Genomic DNA, 19,992 nt, shown 5'->3' with positions numbered 1-19,992 from the left:
AGCACCGTCATCGACACCATCAACGAGACCCAGGCCGTCATCGGCGGCGTCCTCACCGAACAGGTCGCGGTCACCCGGGGGATCCTCGGCTGAGCCGGGTCGGTCGGGCGACCGTGCCGTTCCGGCAACGTGCGTGGACGGCGCCGGCGGCTGCGGGGGACCGTGGCCGCCGGTCGTGACCCCGCGGCCGGGACGAGCACCGGGAGCCCCGATGGACCACGAGTTCGACGCCGCCTACTGGGAGGACCACTGGCAGCGCGCCGGTGACGTGACCGCGCCGCCGCACCCGAGCCTGGTCGCCGAGACCGCGGCGCTCGTCCCGGGCACCGCACTGGAGGCCGGGTGCGGTGAGGGCGCCGAGGCCGTGTGGCTGGCCTCCCGGGGCTGGCGGGTGACCGCGGCGGACGTCTCCGCCGTGGCGCTGGCCCGGGCGGCCCGGCGCACGGCCGACGTCGAGTGGGTGCAGGCGGACCTGGCCACCTGGACGCCGGGGCGCACCTTCGACCTGGTGACGACGCACTACGCCCACCCGGCGGTGCCCCAGCTGGACTTCTACCGGCGGATCGCGGACTGGGTCGCCCCCGGCGGGACCCTGCTGGTCGTCGGCCACCTCGACGGCGGCGGGCACGGGCAGAGCCACGGGCAGGGCCACGGGCACGGGCCGGGCCACGGGCACGGGCCGGGCCACGGGCACCCGCACGGCCGCGAGGACGACGGTCCACCCGCCCAGGCGTCGGTGACCGCGGCCAGCGCCGCCGGCGTCCTGGACCCGGCACGCTGGGACGTCGTCACCGCGGTGGAGGAGCGGCGCACGACGACCGGGCCGGGTGGTCACCCGCGGGAGCTGTGGGACGTCGTGGTGCGTGCGACCCGCCGGGTCTGACCCGCCCGTACCGGCGGTCCGGGCACCCAGGTGACAGAGTCGGGCAGTGCACGGACGCGGGGGACCCGAGGACCAGACCGGCCCGCCACCTGCGGGGACGTCGGCGCGCCGGACCACCGGCGCCGACGTGGCCCGGGTGGCCGGGGTGTCCCGGGCGACGGTCAGCTACGTGTTGAACCGGGCACCCAACCAGTCGATCCCCGAGACCACCCGGCAGCGGGTGCTCGCCGCCGCCGCCCAGCTGCGGTACCGCCCGAGCCCGGCCGCCCGGGTGCTGCGCACCGGCCGCTCCGACGTGGTGCTGGGCCTGCTGCCCGAGCTGCCGCACAGCCCCGTCTACCAGGAGGCGCTCGACGAGGTCGGGGTGGCGCTGGCCGAGGCTGGGATGCTGCTGGTCGTGCACACGGTGGGACCGCGGTCGCTGCCGCTGTCCGCGGTGTGGAGCGCGTTGACCCCGGCCGCCGTCTTCGCCCTGGGCGAGATCGCCGAGTCCGACGTGGAGGAGATGCGGTCGGCCGGCATCCGGGTGGCGGTGGCCCTGAGCGGTCCCGCACCGGGGCGTTCCCGGGAGGGCAGCGGGGACCGGACCATCGGCCAGGCCCAGGGTGACCACCTGCTGGCCCTCGGGCACCGCGACGTCGCGGTGGCCTGGTCGCCCGAACACGGCCTGCGGCTGCTCTCCGACGGTCGGCTGGCCGGGCTGACCGGGGCGCTGGCGGCCGCCGGCTGCCCGGCGCCGGTCGTCGCCGAGGTGCCCGGCGACCTCGCCGGGGCGACGGCCGCCCTGGCCGACCTGCGGTCGACCCACCCCCGGGTCACCGCCGTGGCCGCCTACGACGACGCGGTGGGGGCCGCCCTGCTGCACGCCGCCCGCGACCTGGGCGTGCCGGTGCCCGGCACGCTGTCGGTGCTGGGCGCCTTCGACCACCCGCCCGGCCTGCTGACCACGCCGGCGCTGAGCACCGTGCGGGTCGACCTGGCCACCCGGATGCGTGGCGTCGCCGCCGCGCTGGTGTCCGCTGTCGGCGGCGGGCCGTTGGAGCTGCCCCGGTTCGACACCTCGACGACCGAGCTGCTGGACCGGGGCTCCACGGCGCCGCCGCCGTCGTGACCCGCCGGGGTCAGAGGGCCTGACCGGGGGCGGCTGCGTGCGGCTCGATCGCAGCCAGCTCGTCGGCGGTCAGGTCCGGGCCGGCCAGCGCCTGCAGGTTGGACTCCAGCTGGGCCACCGAGCTGGCACCGATGATCGCCGTGGTGACCCGTTCGTCGCGCAGCACCCAGCGCAGCGCGAGCTGGGCCAGCGACTGGCCGCGTCCCTTCGCGACCTCGTCGAGCGCCCGCGCCCTGGTGACCAGGTCCTCGGTGACGTCGTCGGTGGACAGGTAGGCGCTGCGGGTGGCTCGGGAGCCCTCGGGCACCCCGTTCAGGTACCGGTCGGTCAACCGGCCCTGGGCCAGCGGGGAGAACACCGCGACGCCGGCGCCCGCGGCCGCGGCGGCGTCCAGCACGCCGCCCTCGGGGACCCGGTCGAACACCGAGTACCGGGGCTGGTGCAGCGTCAGCGGGGTGCCGAGGTCGGCCAGCAGCTCGGCGGCGCGGGCGGTGTCCTCCGGGGTGTAGTTCGAGATGCCCACGTAGAGGGCCTTGCCGCTGCGGACGATCGCGTCCAGGGCGCCCATCGTCTCCTCGAGCGGGGTGTCGACGTCCCGGCGGTGGGAGTAGAAGACGTCGACGTACTCCAGGCCGGTACGGCGCAGCGACTGGTCCAGGCTGGCGACGAGGTACTTGCGGGAGCCGCCGTCGCCGTAGGGGCCGGGCCACATGTCGTAGCCGGCCTTGGTCGAGACCAGCAGCTCGTCGCGGTACGGACGCAGGTCGCTGCTGAGCACCTGCCCGAAGGTGGTCTCCGCGGAGCCGTAGGGCGGGCCGTAGTTGTTGGCCAGGTCGATGTGGGTGACGCCGAGGTCGAAGGCCCGGCGCAGGATCGCCCGCGGGGTCTCCAGCGGCCGGTCGGCACCGAAGTTCTGCCACAGCCCCAGCGAGATCGGCGGCAGCAGCAGCCCGCTGCGCCCGGCCCGGCGGTAGGCGGTGGTCGCGTAGCGGTCGGCGGCAGGGGTCCAGGACCGGTCGGCCCGGTCGTCGGTGATCACCGCCTCATCCTGGCAGGGCCGGGTCACCCCGGCAGGGGTGTCCGGGCGGGCCCAGGTGGGTAGGCAGCCCCCGAGCCCAGCGAGCAGCTCCCCTCCGCGTCCCAGGACGGTGCCGTGCCCACCTCCCACGAGCCCCCACGCCCCACTGCCCGCGAACCGGTCACGGTCTTCGCCGACCACCCCGACGCCGGGCGGGTCACCCTCGACGGCACCCACCTGGTGATGGTCGGGGACATCGACTCCCGGCTGTTCGAGCACTGGTCGACCGGGCAGCCGGGCACCCCGGTCGTGGAGACCGTCGACGCCACCGGGGTCACCCACCTGGGCAGCGCCGGGCTGGTGCTGCTGGCCCGGCTCGCCCAGGCCGCGCCCGCCCCGATCCGGCTGCGGGCGCACCCGCGGACGGTCTGGCGGCCGCTGCAACTGACCGGGTTGGGTGCCCTCTTCCGGCACGAGGGACCATGAGGTCGTGAGCACCGACGGAGGCACGGAGCACGTCGTCCGGCCGCCCGTGCACCGCTGGCTCTGGTACGCCCTGGGCGGCGGGCTCCCGGCCCGGCACCGGGCCTGGGTGCTGTACGACACGACCACCGACACCTGGGGCGTCCGGCACGTGGCCCGCAGCCTGGTGCAGATGGCCGTGCCCAGCGTGCTGATCCTGACCCTGCTGCCCACCGGTTGGGCGCTGCGGCTGGCCGTCGTCGGCGCCGGGGTGTTCCTGGGGCTGATCTTCTCGCTGGCCTACATGCCCGAGACGACCGAGCACCGGGTGGTCAAGGCCGGCTACCGGCCCGGCACCGCCGTCGGCATCCGGGACCGCGCCGGGGTCGCCAGGCAGCAGCGGGAGTCCGCACGCAAACGGGCCGCCGCGGCCCAGCGCGCCGAGCGCTACCGGCGCCGCGCCGGCCGCTGACCCGCACCCTGGGACAGTCGGACCCGTGACGACGCCGCTGGCCGCAGCGCTCCGGGCCGCCGGGCTGACCGAGGTGGACGACGACACCCGCCGCCGCGCGGAGTACAGCTCGGACGCCTCCAACCACCGCGTCGTCCCCACGGCGGTCGCCTACCCGCGGGACGCCGACGAGGTGCTGGCCGCCCTCGCCGTCTGCCGGGAGACCGGCACGCCGCTGACCGTGCGCGGCGGCGGCACCTCCATCGCCGGCAACGCGATCGGCCCGGGCCTGGTCCTGGACACCTCGCGGCACCTGACCCGCATCCTCGCCCTGGACCCCGACGCGGGGACGGCGGTCGTGCAGCCCGGCGTCGTGCTGGACCGGATCACCGATGCCGGTGCCCCGCACGGGCTGACCTACGGCCCGGACCCCTCCACGCACTCCCGGGCCACCATCGGCGGCACGATCGGCAACAACGCGTGCGGCGCGCACGCGATGAGCGCCGGACGGGCCGCGGACACCGTCGTCTCCCTGGACGTCGTGACCGCCGCCGGGCAGCGCTTCACCGCCGGCCCCCGGTCGGCCGGGACCGTCCCGCTGTGGCCGGTCGTCGACGCCAACCTCGCGGCTGTCCGCACCGGCTCGGGGCGCTTCCGCCGGCAGGTGTCGGGGTACTCGCTGGAGCACCTGCTGCCCGAGAACGGTGCGCACGTGGGCCGCTTCCTGGCCGGGTCCGAGGGCACCCTGGCCGTGCTCCTGGAGGCCACCGTGTCGCTGGCCCGGGTGCCGGCCGCGACCGCGCTCGTCGTCCTGGGGTACCCGGACATGCCGGCCGCCGCGGACGCCGTCCCCGGGCTGCTGCACCACGCCCCGCGCGCGGTCGAGGGCATGGACGCCCGGCTGGTCGACGTCGTCCGCCGCCGGCGGGGGGACGTCGCCGTCCCGCACCTGCCCCGCGGCGAGGGCTGGCTGTTCGTCGAGGTCGCCGGTGACTCACCGGCCGCCGCGGCCGACGCCGCCACCCGGTTGGTCGCCGACGCCGGCGCGCGGGACTCCCTGGTCGTGGGCGGCGCCGATGCGCTGCGGCTGTGGCGGATCCGGGAGGACGGCGCCGGGCTGGGTGGGCGCACCCCCGCGGGCGCCCCGGCCTGGCCGGGCTGGGAGGACGCCGCCGTCCCGCCCGAGCACCTGGGCGCCTACCTGCGCGGCTTCCGGGCGCTGCTGGACGGCCACGGGCTGGACTCGCTGGTCTACGGCCACTTCGGGGACGGGTGCGTGCACGCCCGCATCGACTTCCCGCTGGCCGACCGGCCGCAGGTGTACCGGGAGTTCGTCACCGCCGCGGCCGACCTCGTCGCCGGCTTCGGGGGCTCGGTGTCCGGGGAGCACGGCGACGGCCGCGCCCGCAGCGAGCTGCTGCCGCGGATGTACCCACCCGAGCTGATCGCCGCGTTCGCCGCGGTCAAGCACGCCTTCGACCCGGCCGGGCTGCTCAACCCCGGGGTGCTCGTGGACCCCGAGCCGCTGGACGCCACCCTGCGGGTGCCGCACGCCCGGCCGCTGCCCTCGCGGGCCTTCGCGCTCCCGCACGACGACGGCGACCTGTCGGTGGCTGCGCACCGCTGCGTCGGGGTGGGCCGCTGCCGGGCCGACGCGACCGCCACCGGCGCCGTCATGTGCCCCTCGTTCCTGGCCACGGGCGATGAGAAGGACTCCACCCGCGGCCGGGCCCGGGTGCTCCAGGAGGCCGCCAACGGCACCCTGGTCGGCGGCCTGGGCAGCCCGGAGGTGCTCGAGTCCCTCGACCTGTGCCTGTCCTGCAAGGGCTGCGCCGTCGACTGCCCGGCCGGGGTCGACATGGCCACCTACAAGGCGGAGGTGCTGCACGCCCGCTACCGCCGCTGGTGGCGGCCCCGCACGCACTGGTCGCTGGGCTGGCTGCCGGTCACCGCGCGGCTGGCCGCCCGTGCACCCCGGCTGGTGAACACCCTGCTGGGGAGCACCGGGGGAGCCGCGCTGGCCCGCGCCGCCGGCGGCATCGACCCCGACCGCGACCTGCCGCGTTTCGCCGAGCAGACCTTCCGCGCCTGGTTCGCCGACCGCCCGGTGCGCACCGACGGCGACCCCGTGCTGCTCCTCGTGGACACGTTCACCGAGGGCTTCACCCCCGCGGTGGGCCGCGCGGCCGTCGCGGTCGTCGAGGACGCCGGGTTCCGGGTGGAGCTGCCCGCGCCCACCTGCTGCGGGCTGACCTGGATCTCCACCGGTCAGCTGGACACCGCCCGCACCCGGCTGCGGCAGACGGTGCGGGCCCTGGACAGGGGGCTGCCGGTGCTCGTGCTGGAACCCTCGTGTGCCGCGGTGCTGCGCGGGGACGCCGTCGAGCTGCTGCCGGACGAGCCGGCCGCGGCCCGCGTCGCCGCCGCCACGCACACCCTGGCCGAGCTGCTGGCCACCCGCCCGGGCTGGACGCCGCCCGACCTCACCGACGTGCACGGCGTGGCCCAGCCGCACTGCCACCAGCACGCCGTCCTGGGCTGGGACGCCGACCGGGCGCTGCTGGCCCGGGCCGGCGCGCGGGTCGACGCCATCGGGGGCTGCTGCGGGCTGGCCGGCAACTTCGGCGCCGAGGCCGGGCACCACGCCGTCAGCGTCGCGGTGGCCGAGACCGCCCTGCTGCCCGCCGTCCGGGCAGCAGGGGAGGGCGCGACGGTGCTCGCCGACGGCTTCAGCTGCCGCACCCAGCTCGACCAGCTGACCGGGTCACCCGGCCAGCACCTCGCGCAGCTGCTGGCCGCCCGCCTCCCGCCTCGATGACCACGCGGGGGGAGGGCGTCAGCGGCGGCGGGCGCGGAGGACGACGTCGGCGGTGTGGTGCGCCCCGGCGCCCCCGGTGACGTGGCGCTCGCGGCGCTCGTCCACCTCGACCACCCAGGCGTCGTTGAGCAGCCGGGCGACGTCGGCGGGGGACACCCAGTCGGCCGGGTCGAAGCCGGCCTCGCGGGCGGCGTCGGTGTCCACGTCGGCGTGGTGCACCAGCAGCAGCGTGCCGCCGGGGGCGACGGCGGCCAGCAGCGCCCGCTCGGCGACGGAGTCCGGGGTGCGGCGCAGCGCCGGGTACATGGCGGACACCAGGGCGAACCCGTCGGCGGGCAGCTCGGCGTCGGTCAGCCCGGCCTGCACCCAGGTGACGTCGGCGCCGGCGTCCCGGGCGTGCCCGGCGGCCCGGTCCAGGGCCACCCGGGAGACGTCGAGGGCGGTGACGGCCCAGCCCCGCGCGGCCAGCCAGACGGCGTCGGCGCCCTCGCCGCAGCCGACGTCCAGCACCGTCCCCGGGGTCAGCGTCGCGGTCTCGGCGACGAGGGCGCCGTTGGGCTGCCCGCTCCAGATGCGCTCGGAGGCGGCGTAGCGCTCGTCCCAGTCGATGTCGGTCATGGCCGGCAGCCTGACCGCCGGCCCCGGCCCCGGTCACGCGGACGTGCCGATCCGGCAACGAGGAGCGGGCACACCGGCCCCACCCCGGACGTTGTGCACGACGACACCGGGGACTCCCGGGTCCGCACCCGGTGACGAGGGCCTAGGCTGATCACGTCCCCCCGCTGGAGCACGCGCCGTCCGCCTGGACGTGCCCACCACGGGGCAGCCCACGTCGAGGGCGACCGCGGGACCGCGGGTCGCCCGAGTGCCTGACGGCCGGGCCGCACGCCGGTCGACCGGCACGGCCCACCCGGCCGACGGCGCCCGGGCGTGGGGGAGCGGGTGTGCAGGCTGCCGCGGTGACCGTGCCGGGCAGGACCGAAGGGGAGTACGTGGCTCGACCAGCTCAGCGCCACACGGGTCGACGGGGTGCACCGCGCGACCAGCGCCGGGGCACCGGCGTCAAGGACGGCGACGTCCTCGCCGGCCTCGCCCGGTCCGTCCGGGAGATCGAGGCCGCCGTGCAACGCGGCCGGGTGACCCCGGCCGTCCGCACCAAGTTCCAGGTCGTCGCGCTGCTCATGCGCGAGGAGCACGCCCGGGTCAAGGTCGCCCAGACCACCGAGGCGCACCGCGCCGAGCAGCTCAAGCGGCTCGACGGCGTCGCCACCATCCTGGCCAAGACCGCCGTCCGCGACTCCGGGCTGCTGGCCCTGCTCGCCGACGACGCCCCGGTCTCCTCGGCCACCCGCACCCTCAAGCGGGAGATGCTCGAGCAGATCGGCGTGGAGACCGAGGCCGAGCCCGAACCGGCCGCCCCGGTCGTCGCCGCCCCCGCCGCCGAGCGGGCCGTCGTCCCGCAGTCGGTGGTCTCGCGGCAGCTGGCCAACCCGTTCCTGGCACCGGACTTCTCCACCCCGCGTCCGGCGCAGGCCCGCCCCCGCCGGCTGGCCGGCTGGGAGCTGATCGGCCCGCTGCTGACCTCCTTCGAGCGCGCCGGCGGCGGCGCCCCGGCCTGCATGAAGCTGCCGTTCCCCTCCTCGCTGCGGGCCCCCGGCGGCCTGGAGCTGATGGTCCACCAGGCCCAGCTGGTCGCCGCCGCCCAGGGCGGGCAGCGCACCTTCCTGCTCGCCGACGAGCCCGGCCTGGGCAAGACCGCGCAGGCCCTGCTGGCCGCGCAGGCCGCCGACGCCTACCCGCTGCTGGTCGTCGTCCCCAACGTGGTGAAGACCAACTGGGCCCGCGAGGCCGGCCGTTGGACGCCGCACAAGCGCGCCACGGTCATCCACGGCAACGGCGAGAACGCCGACGGCTTCGCCGACATCGTGGTCGTCAACTACGAGGTGCTGGACCGGCACGTCGGCTGGCTGGGGGACTTCGGGTTCCGCGGGATGGTCGTCGACGAGGCGCACTTCATCAAGAACAAGTCCTCCCAGCGATCCCAGCACGTGCTCGAGCTGTCCCAGCGGATCCGCACCCGGCACGCCGACGCGCTCTTCATGGCCCTCACCGGCACCCCGCTGATCAACGACATCGAGGACTTCCGGGCCATCTGGCAGTTCCTGGGCTGGATCGACGACGCCCAGCCGCGGGCCGCGCTGATGGACTCCCTGGAGGACATCGGGCTCACCCCCGCCGACCCCGGCTTCGCCCGCGCCGCCCGGCAGGCCGTCGTCGACCTGGGCATCGTGCGTCGCCGCAAGGTCGACGTCGCCAGCGACATCCCGGCCCGGCGGGTCGCCGACCTGCCCGTCGAGCTCGACGGTGCGGCCGGCCGCTCGATCCGCAAGGCCGAGCAGGAGCTGGCCCGCCGGCTGGTGCACCGCTACGAGACCGCCCTGGCCAACCGGGACTCCGTGGACGAGGTCGTCGGCATCGACACCGCCCTGGTCCACCGGGTCGCCCGGTCGGAGCAGAAGGAGGCCAGCGGCACCAAGGCCGGGGAGAACGTCTTCACGATGATGCGCCGGATCGGGCAGGCCAAGGCCGGCCTGGCCGCCGACTACGCCGCCCAGCTGGCCCGCAGCGCCGGCAAGGTCGTCTTCTTCGCCAAGCACGTCGACGTCATGGACGCCGCCGAGGAGACCTTCGACCGCCTCGGCGTCCGGTACTCCTCCATCCGCGGCGACCAGACCCCCGGCGTGCGGCAGAAGAACATCGACGCCTTCGTCGAGGACCCCGACGTCGCGGTCGCCGTCTGCTCGCTCACCGCCGCCGGCGTCGGGCTCAACCTGCAGGTGGCCTCCAACATCGTGCTGGCCGAGCTGTCCTGGACCGACGCCGAGCAGACCCAGGCCATCGACCGCAGCCACCGGATCGGGCAGACCGAGCCGGTCACCGCCTGGCGGATCATCGCCGCGCAGACCATCGACGCCCGGATCGCCGAGCTCATCGACAGCAAGGCCGGGCTCGCCGCCCGCGCCCTGGACGGCTCCGACGAGGAGACCGGCTCCTCCGCCGACGTCCAGTTCGAGGCCCTGGTCTCGCTGCTCACCGACGCCCTGAGGGAGAAGCACCCCGCGTGACCCCCGACCAGCTCCTGCCCACGGCCACCCGCATCGCCGACGCCCTGCTGGCGGTGCAGACCCGGGTCAACGCCCGGGTCGACGCCGCCCACGCGGAGCTGCTGCCGGCGGTGCAGGCCGCCATCGGTGTCGACCCCGGTGCGGCCGTCGACCCCGGTGACCTGGTCGACGCCCGGATCACCGGGGCCAGCGTCGTCGTCACCCCGGCGGCGGTGGCGGCCGTCGTGCCGCTGACGGCGGCGTCGGCGGCCACCACCCGGGCCGGCCGGCGCGCGGTCGCCGACGTCGTCCGCGGGGACGACGACCGGCTGGCCGTCATCGCCGGGCCGTGCTCGATCCACGACCCGGTCGCGGCGCTGGAGTACGCGGCGTTCCTGGCCCGGATGCGCGAGCGGCACGCCGCCGACCTCGAGATCGTCATGCGGACCTACACCGAGAAGCCGCGCACCGAGGTCGACTGGAAGGGCTTCGCCTACGACCCGTTCCTGGACGGGTCCAGCCGGATCAGCGTCGGCCTGGTGGCCACCCGGATGCTGATGGCCGCGATCACCGAGCTGGGTGTGCCGGTGGCCGCCGAGCCGCTGAACGCGCTGACCCCGCAGTACGTCGACGGTCTGGTCACCTACGCCGGCGTCGGCGCGCGCAACGTCACCGACCAGACCGCGCGGGAGCGGGTGTCGGGGTTCTCGGCCGTCGTCGGGTTCAAGAACTCACCCGAGGGCAGCATCGACGTCGCCGTCTCCGCGGTCATCTCGGCCCGGGCGGCGCACGAGTTCCTGGGCGTCGACCACCACGGCGTCACCGCGCAGCTGTCCACCACCGGCAACGACACCGGGCACGTCATCCTGCGCGGTGACGCGGCGGGACCGAACTACTCCGCCGCGCACGTCGCGGACACCAAGCGCCGGCTGGCCGCCCGCGGGCTGCCCGAGGTGCTGGTCGTGGACGCCTCGCACGGCAACAGCCAGAAGGACCACCTGCGCCAGATCGAGGTCGTGCGCGACCTGGCCGCCCAGGTCGCCGGGGGCGAGCAGGGCATCCGCGCGGTGATGGTGGAGAGCAACCTGGTGGCCGGACGGCAGGACCTGGACCGGGCGGACCCGACCCGGCTGGCCTACGGGCAGTCGGTCACCGACGCCTGCGTCGACCTGCCCACCACCGAGGCGCTGCTGGAGGAGCTGGCGGCCGCCGCCCGGGCCCGCCGGGCGGGCTGAGCCCGTCCGGCTCAGCCCAGCTCGTCCTCGGGGGAGGGGGCCGGGTCCGGCGGCAGGTGGTGCGCGCCGGTCTCCAGCATCGTCTGCAGCCGGTCCAGCAGGCTCTCCAGGGACTCCTCGAACTCCGCGATGGTCTCGTCGAGGGCCAGCAGGGACTGCAGCTCGGCGATGAGCGGGAACTCCTCGAGGTCCTCGACGGTGGCACCCGGTGCGCCGTCGGGGTCGTCCAGCGCGTTGATCGCCACGCCGCGCTGGGCGACCTCGAGCAGCAGGTGGCCCAGCAGGAAGCTGGTGTACGCCCGGTAGGCGACCACCGCCTGGACGGCGCTGAACCCGTTCTCCCGGAGGCCACGGAGCAGGGACTCCACCCACTTCAGGCTGCGCAGCGGCGGGCGGACCCACGGTGCGGCCGGTGGGCGGGTGGCCACCAACGGGAACAGCGCGGGGTGCGCCAGGGCGATCCGCCGGACGCCGTGGGCGAGGCGCTGCAGGTGGTCCTGCCAGCCGAACTGCGGCTCCAGCAGCACGTCCTCGTCGGCGAAGAGCTCGTCCACCACGGCGTCGACGACCCCGTCGAGCAGGTCCTCCCGGCCGGGCACGTAGCGGTAGAGGCTCATGGCCTCCACCCCCAGCGCACCCCCGAGGCGGCGCATGGTGAGCATCGGCAGCCCGTGGGTGTCGATGTAGGCGATGGCCCCGGCGATGATCCGCTCCCGGTCCAACGGCACGCGCTCGCCCAGTGACGGCGGTCCGACCGGCTCCTCGGCCGGGCGCAGCCCACGGTTCTCGGGCAGGTCGGGGTCGTCGGGGTGGTCGGGTGTCGTGAGCCCGTCGGCCATGACGCCGCCGGACCCACCCGCCGGCTCGTCGGGGCCGTTCGGGGTGCGTGCGGGCACAGCCGTCCTCTCGGTCCGTCCAGGGGTGGTGGGACGACCCTGGCACCGCACGGGCAGCAGGGCATCCCGGGGGTCGCCACAAGTGTGTGCCGCTTCCGTGTTTGGAGGGACTCCATGCTGCCTACAAAAGGCTCAGCGCTGCTGGCCTTACGACGTAGGGCCGGTTGTGCAGGACCGGATCGTGCACGGGGGAGACCACCTCGGGCCGTCCGCCCGACCACGTCCGGGGCGTCCGCCCCGGCCGGCCAGGCACCGAGACCAGGTGCCCGACACGAGGAGAACTGCGATGAGCGGCATCGACAAGATCAAGAACAAGGCCGAGGAGCTCCTGGGCGACGCCAAGGAGGCCATCGGCGGCGCCACGAACAACGACGAGCTCAAGGCCGAGGGCCAGAAGGACCAGGCCGCCGCCAACACCAAGCAGACCGGCGAGAACATCAAGGACGTCTTCAAGTAGGTCGAGGGACGCACCCCCCCCGGCACCGGGGAGCCGAGAGACGGCTCCCCGGTCCGGCCTCCGGGAGACCACCGGACCCCCACGAGCCCGCACGCGTGCACGACCCCCTCGACCCGGCGACGCGCCGGGCAGGCCCCCCACAGGAGAGCACCCCGGATGAGCGTCGACCCGAACACCCGACCCGAGCCGGCGCACCGCGCCGACGACACCGCCGCCACCGCGGCCGGCCCCACGAACCTCTCCCGCCGCGACGTGCTCGCCGTGGAGAAGGAGCGGGCCGGCGGCGTCAAGGTCGGCTCCGCCTTCTTCGGCTGGCTGACCGCCACCGGCATGTCGGTCCTGTTGACCGCGCTGGTCGCCGGCGCCGGCACCGCCGTCGGCCTGGCCACCGACACGAACCTCGCCGAGGCCGCTGACCAGGCCGCCGCCGACCCCTCCACCGTCGGCTGGGCCGGTGGCATCGCGCTGCTGGTCATCCTCTTCCTCAGCTACTACAGCGGTGGCTACGTGGCCGGCCGGATGGCCCGCTTCCACGGCTTCCGCCAGGGCATCGCCGTCTGGGTGTGGGCCGTCGTCATCGCCGTCGTCGTGGCCGTGCTGGCCGCCGTCGCCGGTGACCAGTACGACGTCCTCGGTCGGCTCAACGCCTTCCCGCGGCTCCCCGTCAACGAGGGCGACCTGACCACGACCGCCGTCGTCGTGGCCCTCGCCGTCGCCGGTGTGGCGCTCGTGGGCGCGATGCTCGGTGGCCTGGCCGGCATGCGCTTCCACCGCAAGGTGGACCGCGCGGGCCTGGGCGGCTGACCACCCGCCCACGGCACGACAGCACCCCGATGACCTCCCCGCGCCCGCTGGACCCCGCTGTCCCCGGGCGCGGGGAGGGCACCACCGGGCCCGCGGTGACCACCCCCGCCGACCCCGCCGTGCTGGCCCCCGGAGCCGAGATCGTGCTCACGGTCGCCCTGCCGCACGGCAGCATCACCGTCGACGACGGCGTCCTCGTCCTCACCGGCGACGTCGACACCCGGCTCTGCCGCACCTGGACCGCGCAGCGGCCCCCGGCGCCGGACGTGCACGCCGTCGACGCCCGCGAGGTGACCTTCCTGGGCAGCCCCGGCCTGGCCCTGCTCGCCGAGCTGGCCGAGGAGCGCGGCACCCGGCTCCCGCTGTGGGCCACCGACCGTGCCGTGCTGCGCCCCCTGCGGATCACCGGCCTGGACCGGCTGTTCGACGTCCACCGGCCGGACTGACCCGCCAGCACCGGCACCGCACCAGCACCCCGGCGTCGCCGTGGTGTCCCTGACCGCTGTTCCCTGGAGGAACGATCCCCGTGTGGGCCCTGCTCTCGACCCGTCTGCGCACCTGGGTGCTGCTGACCGTCGCCGTCCCCCTCGTCTCCCGGCTCCTGCGCGGTGCCGGCCGTCAGCTGGAGTCCCGCCGCGGACCCAGCAACCTGTCCCGCGGCCTGACCAAGGCCGGTGACCTCACCGGCCGGGTGGCCCGCAAGGGCGCCCGCGGTGCGTCCGGTGCGGCCACCGACGCCGCCAGCGGCCGGCGCGGCGCGTGAGCGCCGACGTCGCCGCCCAGCCGGCGCTGCCGGTCCGCGGCGTCGCCGAGTTCCTCGGCACCGCCCTGCTGGTCGTCGGTGGTGTCGGCACCGCCGTCGCAGCGCCGGACACCGGCACCGTCGGCATCGCGTTGGCCTTCGGTCTGACCCTGCTCGTGCTCGCCTTCACCATCGGCCCGGTCTCGGGCTGCCACGTCAACCCCGCCGTCACCCTCGGCGCGCTCGTGGCCAGGCGCATCGAGCCCGCTGCCGCCGGCGTCTACGTCGTCGCCCAGCTGCTGGGCGGCCTGCTCGGCGCCGGCGTCGTCTACGGCATCCGGTCCGCCGACCCGACGTTCTCGCTGTCCGCCGACGGCCTGGGCACCAACGGCTGGGGCGAGGCCTCCACGGGCGGCTACGGCATCGGGGCGGCGCTGATCGTGGAGTTCGTGCTCACCGCGCTCCTGGTGCTGACCGTGCTCGCCGCGACCGCGCGGACCTCCAACGCCGCCGTCGCCGGGGTGCCGATCGGCCTGGCCCTGGTCGTCGCGCACCTGGTCGCCGTGCCTGTCGACGGGACCTCGGTCAACCCCGCCCGCAGCCTGGGCGTGGCCCTGCTCTCCGGCGGTACCGCGCTGGAGCAGGTGTGGCTGTTCCTGGTCGTGCCGCTGGTCGGCGCGGTCGCGGCCGCGCTGCTGCACCGCTTCTTCTGGGCCGGGGACGGCGGGCACGCCGTCGTCGGGACCGAGGGCACCCGCTCGCAGCCCGACCCGACCACGGGCCCGGCCCGGCGCTGACGTCGGGCGGGGTCGGCCACCGGGCCGGCCCCGCTCGCACTGCGCGGCCCGGTGGGTGCCGATAGCGTTCCGGATGTCGAAGACCTCGGCGGTCTCGAACCCCGGAGCAGGAGCTGGACGTGCCCCCACGCAGCCTCTCGCCCTCGGAGGTCCGCTCGACGTGCGACACGACCTCCCGGCGACTGTGGATCGACTACCTGGCCCTCGGTGGCGCGTGGTCGCTGCGGGAATTCGACGACTACCTGACCGCCGGGGTCCCGAGCGGCCGCCCCGACACCGCGCCCCGGTCGGCGGTCGCGGTCCAGCGCGACGTCGCGGCCCATGCACTCAACGAGGCGCTGATGGAGGCCCGGTCGGAGGGCCGGGTGCCCTACGGCCACAGCTGGGGCTGGCCCGAGGACGATGCGGCCGGTGACGCCGAGGTCGCCGCCGGCGCCCGCAGCCACGTGCTCCCGGTGGTCGAGCAGGCCGCGGGGCGGCGGGTGCTGACCTCCGTGCCCCGCGGTGACGCGCTCGACCACACGCTGGTGTGCGGGCGGTGCGGGACGGTGCTGGCCTGGAGCCACCGCCCCGGGGACCTCGACGGTCTGCTGCGCTGCCCCTCCTGCCGGGGCCTGAACGTGCTGCGGGGCTGACTCTGGGGACCGACTCCCGGGAACGACTCCCGGGAACGACTCAGCCCGGCAGCCCGAGCACCTCACCCAGCACCCGGACCACGAGTGCGTGGTCGGCCAGCTGCGGCAGCCCGGACACCGCCACCGTGCCGACGCACCCGGTGCCGCGGACCAGCACCGGGAACGCGCCCCCGTGCGCGGCGTACACGCGCGGGTCCAGCCGGGCCGAGTCCTCGAAGCTGCTGCCCTCGGCGCGGAACCGCTCGCCGACCAGCAACGAGGAGTGCCCGTACCGGTCGACGACGGCGCACTTGCGGTCCAGCCAGCCGTCGTTGTCGGCCGAGGCGCCGGGCAGCGCGCAGTGGAACAGCCGCTGGCCGTTGCGGCGCACCGACACGGCCACCGGCAGCCCCTCGGCCAGTGCGGCGTCGCGCAGGGCGCTGCCCACCTGCCACGCGGTGGCCTCGTCGAAGGCGTCGAAGACCAGCCGGTCCTCCTGGGCGTGCAGCTCGTCCAAGGACGGGCGGTCGGTGTCCACGCGCCCAGTGTGGCCGACGTCCCCGGTTCTCCCGGGGCCGAGCTGGGCAGGTGCAGTCGTGCCCACCGCCGTCCGCCGCCGCCTGTCCCACCTCGTCCGGCGGCTGGACGCCGACCGGTACCTGCAGCTGCTGCTGCTCGGGTTCGGCGGGTCGATCGTGGTCACCCGGCTGTACCTGGAGGCCACCGACTACCCGACGGTCGGCGGGGACACCCTGCACATCGCGCACGCCGTCTGGGGCGGGCTGCTGCTCTTCGTGGGCGGCCTGCTGCCACTGGTGCTGGCCAACCGCTCGGCGATGCCGTGGGCCGGGCTGCTCACCGGCATCGGCGCCGGCCTGTTCGTGGACGAGATCGGCAAGTTCATCACCACCGACAACGACTACTTCTTCGCCGCCGCGGCCCCGGTGGCCTACGCGGTCTTCGTGCTGGCGATGTGGCTGTACTTCCGGGTCCGCGGCCAGCGCGACGACAGCCCGCGCTCGCAGCTGCACGCCGCCCTGGAACTGCTGGGCGACGTGGTGGACGGCGACCTGTCCCGCGGCGACCGCCGGGAGCTGGAGCGCCGGCTGGAGTCCGCCTGCAGCTCCGACGTCGAGCGGCACGCCCGGCTGGCCGGGGACCTGCTGGAACTGACCCGCACCGGCGCCCTGGACGACGCGGTCGCCGAGCCGGGTCGGCTGCGCCGGCTGCTGGACCGGGCCGACGGGTGGCTGGACCGGCACCTGCACGCGACCCGGCTGCGCCGGATGACCACCGGGGCTCTGGCGGTGCTGGGCGTCGTGGCCGTCAGCGACCTGGCCGTCGTGGGCTTCATCGGCGTCGACCTGCTCGACGGCACCACCAGCGACCTCGCCGACGCCGCCAACGACTACGCCGCCGTCGGCATCCAGGACGCGCTGGGGACGACGCTGCTGCTGTCCCGGGTCGCCCTGGACCTCGTGGTCGGCGTGCTCCTGCTGACCGCCGCCGTCGCACTGCTCCGCGGGAGGGACCGGCGTGGCATCGAGATCGGCCAGGCCGGCCTGCTGCTGGCCCTGACCGTGGTCAACGTGCTGCTCTTCTACACCCAGCAGTGGGTCGCCTCCGGCGCCGCCGTCCTGGAGCTCGCGGCCCTGGGCGTGGTGTGGCGCTTCCGCCGGGAGGCGCTGGGGGAGACCCCGGACGGTGCGGACCACCGGCCCGACGACCGCTGAGGGCCGCCGGGCCGGTGCTCAGCCGCGCCCGGTCCGGGACGGCGGCAACGGCACCTCCCCGGTCCGCACCAGCTCCGCGGCGGTGTCGCGCAGCGTGCGGTTGCTGTTCTGGCCGGCGATCGCCAGCAGCCCGAAGACCTCGTCCGGGGTGACCCGGAACCGCTCGAGCACCGATGCCCTGGGCCATCCCGATCTCGCGGCTGCCGGCCAGCGCGCTCTTCAGCGACTCCACCTCCTCGGTGAGCCCGCCGCCCCACACCGCCAGCGCGGCGTACGTCGCCAGGGTCGCCAGGGTCGCCGCCACCTCGGGGTCGGCGAAGGCGTCCCGCTGACCGGCGTAGAGGTCGAGCCCCCCGATGACGTCGTCCTGCCCGCCCCGGTCCAGCGCGGTGCGGGTGACCGAGCTCGCGGCGTCCATCCGGTCGCCGAACCGGCGCAGCCGGCTGCCGATCTCGGCGTACAGCGCGGCCAGGTGCCGGGCGTCGGCGACCTCGTCGTCGGATCGGGTCACGAGGTCAGCCCTCGACCGGGGTCGGCCGCGCCGACGGTGGGACCCGGTTGCCCGGGTACGACAGGGGAGTGGGCACGGGGGCTCCTTCTCAGCGGTGCGACGAGGGCGTGCTCGCGTGCCACCGAGGTGGGTCAGACGAGGTCGAACTGGTCGATCAGGCCGGTGATCCGCAGCGGGTGCAGGACGGCCCGCCGGGTGCCGCAGCGCAGCCGCAGCCGGCTCCCGGCCGGGGACTCCCTGGCCAGGTGGGCCAGCGCGGCCAGCCCGCCGGCGTCCAGGAACTCGACCCCGGTCAGGTCCAGCACCGGGCGCTGCGACACCCGGGAGGCGGCGCAGGCCAGCAGCAGGGGGCCACTGAGGTGGTCGAGCTGGCCGGCCGCACGCACGACGAGGTCAGGGGTGCGCTCGACGACCACGTGGCAGTCGGGGGTGGTGACCTCGGTCGGTCCGGTGTCGGTCCGGCCGGCACGCCGTGGGCGCACCTGCCGGGTCCTCGTCATGTCGGGTCCGGGTCGTTGGGCCCGTGCCGGGGGCCGGTCTCGGAGACCACGCCGTCGACCCCGGCGTAGGGCTCACGGCCCTTGTGGTGGCCGGCGTAGGCCTCGTCGTGCAGTCGCTGCTGCATCTCCGGGTGGTGCAGCTCGAACGCCGGGCGCTCCGAGCGGATCCGTGGGATCTGGGTGAAGTTGTGCCGCGGCGGCGGGGACGACGTCGCCCACTCCAGGGAGTTGCCGGCCCCCCACGGGTCGTCGCGCAGGGCGAGCTGCCCGTGCAGCCAGGACTTCCGCAGGTTGTAGGCGAAGGGGAGCACGGAGGCCCCGAGGACGAACGAGCCCACCGTGGAGATCGTGTGCAGCACGGTGAACTGGTCGGTGCCCAGGTAGTCGGCGTACCGGCGCGGCATGCCCTCGGCGCCCAGCCAGTGCTGCACCAGGAAGGTGGTGTGGAAGCCGATGAAGGTCAGCCAGAAGTGGACCTTGCCCAGTCGCTCGTCCATCATCCGGCCGCACATCTTGGGGAACCAGAAGTAGACGCCGGCGAAGGCCGCGAAGACGATCGTCCCGAAGAGCACGTAGTGGAAGTGGGCGACGACGAAGTAGCTGTCGTTGAGGTGCCAGTCCAGCGGCGGCGAGGCCAGCAGCACCCCGGTCAACCCGCCCAGCAGGAAGGTGACCAGGAAGCCGATGGAGAACAGCATCGGCGTCTCGAAGGTCAGCTGGCCGCGCCACATGGTGCCGATCCAGTTGAAGAACTTGATCCCGGTGGGGACGGCGATCAGGTAGGTCAGGAAAGCGAAGAACGGCAGCAGCACCTGGCCGGTGGCGTACATGTGGTGCGCCCAGACGGTGAAGGACAGGAACCCGATCGCGATGGTGGCCGCGATCATCCCCTTGTAGCCGAAGAGCGGCTTGCGGCTGAAGACCGGGATGACCTCGGTGACGATGCCGAAGAACGGCAGCGCCACGATGTAGACCTCGGGGTGGCCGAAGAACCAGAACAGGTGCTGCCACAGCATCGGGCCGCCGTTGGCCGGGCTGTACACCTGTGCCCCCAGGTGCCGGTCGGCCAGCAACGCCATGAGCGCCGCGGTGAGGATCGGGAACGCGACGATGATCAGGATGCTGGTCACCAGGATGTTCCAGGTGAAGATCGGCATCCGGAACATCGTCATGCCCGGGGACCGCAGGCAGACCACGGTGGCGATCATGTTGACCCCGCCCAGGATCGTGCCCAGGCCGGAGACGGCGAGCCCGGCGATCCACAGGTTCGCGCCGGCACCGGGGGTGTGGGCGACGTCGTTGAGCGGGGCGTAGGCGTACCAGCCGAAGTCCGGTGCCCCGCCCGGGGTGATGATCCCGGCCATCACGATGAAGGCGCCGAAGAGGTACAGCCAGTAGGAGAAGGCGTTCAGCCGCGGGAAGGCGACGTCGGGCGCACCGATCTGCAGCAGCAGGACCAGGTTGGCGAACCCGAACACCAGCGGCGTCGCGAACAGCAGCAACATGATCGTGCCGTGCATGGTGAACAGCTGGTTGTACTGCTCGTTGGACAGGAACTGCAGTCCTGGCCTCGCCAGCTCGCCCCGGATCAGCAGGGCCATGAACCCGCCGATGAGGAAGTACGCGAACGTGGTGGCCAGGTACATCAGGCCGATCGTCTTGTGGTCGGTCGACCGGATCAGGGCCAGGAAGCGTGAGCCTCGCGCGGCCGGCGGCTGCTCGGGCGGCCGGCTGACGACCGGCTGCGGGACGAGGGCGGTCATCGGGGGACCAGGGGCACGGGGCGGCTCCCAGGGAGACCTGCGCCGCGGTCCACCGGGCGCAGGTGCGAGGCGCTCCGGTGGCTCAGAGACCGA

22 protein-coding genes are annotated in these 19,992 nt (G+C 75.1%); 15 read left to right on the top strand and 7 right to left on the bottom strand.

All coding sequences use genetic code 11. The annotated features are described in order from the left end of the window. Positions 1–211: 211 nt before the first annotated feature. Positions 212–883, top strand: a complete 672-nt coding sequence (locus AC0IVP_RS18650) for a class I SAM-dependent methyltransferase (RefSeq protein WP_471758502.1) — start codon at positions 212–214, stop codon at positions 881–883. A 46-nt stretch (positions 884–929) separates the two neighbouring features. Further along, a complete protein-coding gene (locus AC0IVP_RS18645) occupies positions 930–1,994 on the top strand; it encodes a LacI family DNA-binding transcriptional regulator (RefSeq protein WP_471758500.1) in 1,065 nt (354 codons plus the stop codon). Between the two features lie 10 nt (positions 1,995–2,004). On the opposite strand, the gene AC0IVP_RS18640 is transcribed toward AC0IVP_RS18645, so the two are convergent. Then, on the bottom strand, positions 2,005–3,033 hold the full coding sequence (locus AC0IVP_RS18640) for an aldo/keto reductase (protein WP_471758498.1): 1,029 nt from the start codon (positions 3,031–3,033) through the stop codon (positions 2,005–2,007). Positions 3,034–3,147: 114 nt separating this feature from the next. Here AC0IVP_RS18640 and AC0IVP_RS18635 point away from each other — a divergent pair, with 114 nt between their 5' ends. The 3 genes from AC0IVP_RS18635 to AC0IVP_RS18625 are packed head-to-tail and all read left to right on the top strand — an operon-like array spanning position 3,148 to position 6,743. Beyond that, a complete protein-coding gene (locus tag AC0IVP_RS18635; protein WP_056295015.1) occupies positions 3,148–3,498 on the top strand; it encodes an STAS domain-containing protein in 351 nt (116 codons plus the stop codon). A 4-nt stretch (positions 3,499–3,502) separates the two neighbouring features. Continuing rightward, the gene (locus tag AC0IVP_RS18630) at positions 3,503–3,946 is read left to right on the top strand and encodes a DUF5313 family protein (protein ID WP_471758496.1); all 444 of its coding nucleotides are present in this window, start codon (positions 3,503–3,505) and stop codon (positions 3,944–3,946) included. A gap of 25 nt (positions 3,947–3,971) precedes the next feature. Next, positions 3,972–6,743: an FAD-binding and (Fe-S)-binding domain-containing protein gene (locus AC0IVP_RS18625; protein WP_471758494.1), complete on the top strand. Its 2,772-nt coding sequence runs from the start codon at positions 3,972–3,974 to the stop codon at positions 6,741–6,743. An 18-nt stretch (positions 6,744–6,761) separates the two neighbouring features. Here AC0IVP_RS18625 and AC0IVP_RS18620 read toward each other — a convergent pair whose 3' ends face one another. Beyond that, complete coding sequence (locus AC0IVP_RS18620) at positions 6,762–7,361, bottom strand: class I SAM-dependent methyltransferase (RefSeq protein ID WP_471758492.1); 600 nt, start codon at positions 7,359–7,361, stop codon at positions 6,762–6,764. A 374-nt stretch (positions 7,362–7,735) separates the two neighbouring features. On the opposite strand from AC0IVP_RS18620, the gene AC0IVP_RS18615 reads away from it, so the two are divergent. Then, positions 7,736–9,868: a DEAD/DEAH box helicase gene (locus tag AC0IVP_RS18615; protein ID WP_471758490.1), complete on the top strand. Its 2,133-nt coding sequence runs from the start codon at positions 7,736–7,738 to the stop codon at positions 9,866–9,868. Continuing rightward, the gene (locus AC0IVP_RS18610; RefSeq protein ID WP_471758488.1) at positions 9,865–11,082 is read left to right on the top strand and encodes a 3-deoxy-7-phosphoheptulonate synthase; all 1,218 of its coding nucleotides are present in this window, start codon (positions 9,865–9,867) and stop codon (positions 11,080–11,082) included. Before AC0IVP_RS18615 ends, AC0IVP_RS18610 begins: the two co-directional genes overlap by 4 nt. A gap of 11 nt (positions 11,083–11,093) precedes the next feature. On the opposite strand, the gene AC0IVP_RS18605 is transcribed toward AC0IVP_RS18610, so the two are convergent. Continuing rightward, positions 11,094–11,978, bottom strand: coding sequence for a TetR/AcrR family transcriptional regulator (locus AC0IVP_RS18605; RefSeq protein WP_471758486.1), 885 nt, complete (start codon positions 11,976–11,978; stop codon positions 11,094–11,096). Between the two features lie 286 nt (positions 11,979–12,264). Between AC0IVP_RS18605 and AC0IVP_RS18600 the strand changes: the two genes are divergently transcribed. The 6 genes from AC0IVP_RS18600 to AC0IVP_RS18575 all read left to right on the top strand — a co-directional run bounded on the left by AC0IVP_RS18600 (position 12,265) and on the right by AC0IVP_RS18575 (position 15,413). Next, on the top strand, positions 12,265–12,435 hold the full coding sequence (locus AC0IVP_RS18600; RefSeq protein ID WP_082556884.1) for a CsbD family protein: 171 nt from the start codon (positions 12,265–12,267) through the stop codon (positions 12,433–12,435). A 156-nt stretch (positions 12,436–12,591) separates the two neighbouring features. After that, on the top strand, positions 12,592–13,239 hold the full coding sequence (locus tag AC0IVP_RS18595; protein ID WP_471758484.1) for a hypothetical protein: 648 nt from the start codon (positions 12,592–12,594) through the stop codon (positions 13,237–13,239). 29 nt (positions 13,240–13,268) lie between these two features. Beyond that, positions 13,269–13,685, top strand: coding sequence for an STAS domain-containing protein (locus AC0IVP_RS18590; RefSeq protein WP_471758482.1), 417 nt, complete (start codon positions 13,269–13,271; stop codon positions 13,683–13,685). 80 nt (positions 13,686–13,765) lie between these two features. Next, positions 13,766–14,002 (top strand): hypothetical protein, encoded by a 237-nt coding sequence (locus AC0IVP_RS18585; protein ID WP_056295032.1) that lies wholly within the window; start codon positions 13,766–13,768, stop codon positions 14,000–14,002. Beyond that, on the top strand, positions 13,999–14,778 hold the full coding sequence (locus AC0IVP_RS18580) for an aquaporin (protein WP_082556885.1): 780 nt from the start codon (positions 13,999–14,001) through the stop codon (positions 14,776–14,778). Before AC0IVP_RS18585 ends, AC0IVP_RS18580 begins: the two co-directional genes overlap by 4 nt. Before the next feature lie 119 nt (positions 14,779–14,897). Then, entirely contained in the window at positions 14,898–15,413 is a 516-nt protein-coding gene (locus tag AC0IVP_RS18575) for a hypothetical protein (protein WP_471758480.1), read from the top strand. A 40-nt stretch (positions 15,414–15,453) separates the two neighbouring features. On the opposite strand, the gene AC0IVP_RS18570 is transcribed toward AC0IVP_RS18575, so the two are convergent. After that, positions 15,454–15,930 carry a heme-degrading domain-containing protein gene (locus AC0IVP_RS18570; RefSeq protein ID WP_056291634.1) on the bottom strand — a complete coding sequence of 159 codons (477 nt, stop codon included), beginning with the start codon at positions 15,928–15,930 and terminating at the stop codon, positions 15,454–15,456. Positions 15,931–15,988: 58 nt separating this feature from the next. On the opposite strand from AC0IVP_RS18570, the gene AC0IVP_RS18565 reads away from it, so the two are divergent. Continuing rightward, positions 15,989–17,125, top strand: coding sequence for an anti-sigma factor (locus AC0IVP_RS18565; protein ID WP_471758478.1), 1,137 nt, complete (start codon positions 15,989–15,991; stop codon positions 17,123–17,125). 18 nt (positions 17,126–17,143) lie between these two features. Here AC0IVP_RS18565 and AC0IVP_RS18560 read toward each other — a convergent pair whose 3' ends face one another. Beyond that, positions 17,144–17,296 (bottom strand): hypothetical protein, encoded by a 153-nt coding sequence (locus AC0IVP_RS18560; protein ID WP_471758476.1) that lies wholly within the window; start codon positions 17,294–17,296, stop codon positions 17,144–17,146. 2 nt (positions 17,297–17,298) lie between these two features. On the opposite strand from AC0IVP_RS18560, the gene AC0IVP_RS18555 reads away from it, so the two are divergent. Continuing rightward, a complete protein-coding gene (locus AC0IVP_RS18555) occupies positions 17,299–17,457 on the top strand; it encodes a hypothetical protein (protein ID WP_157519121.1) in 159 nt (52 codons plus the stop codon). Between the two features lie 310 nt (positions 17,458–17,767). On the opposite strand, the gene AC0IVP_RS18550 is transcribed toward AC0IVP_RS18555, so the two are convergent. Continuing rightward, positions 17,768–18,118 (bottom strand): STAS domain-containing protein, encoded by a 351-nt coding sequence (locus AC0IVP_RS18550; protein WP_471758474.1) that lies wholly within the window; start codon positions 18,116–18,118, stop codon positions 17,768–17,770. Positions 18,119–18,132: 14 nt separating this feature from the next. After that, positions 18,133–19,899: an aa3-type cytochrome oxidase subunit I gene (ctaD, locus tag AC0IVP_RS18545; protein WP_471758472.1), complete on the bottom strand. Its 1,767-nt coding sequence runs from the start codon at positions 19,897–19,899 to the stop codon at positions 18,133–18,135. Between the last annotated feature and the right edge of the window lie 93 nt (positions 19,900–19,992).

It is taken from the genome of Klenkia sp. AC732 (assembly GCF_979256525.1).
This window is presented reverse-complemented; position numbering and strand designations above follow the sequence as displayed.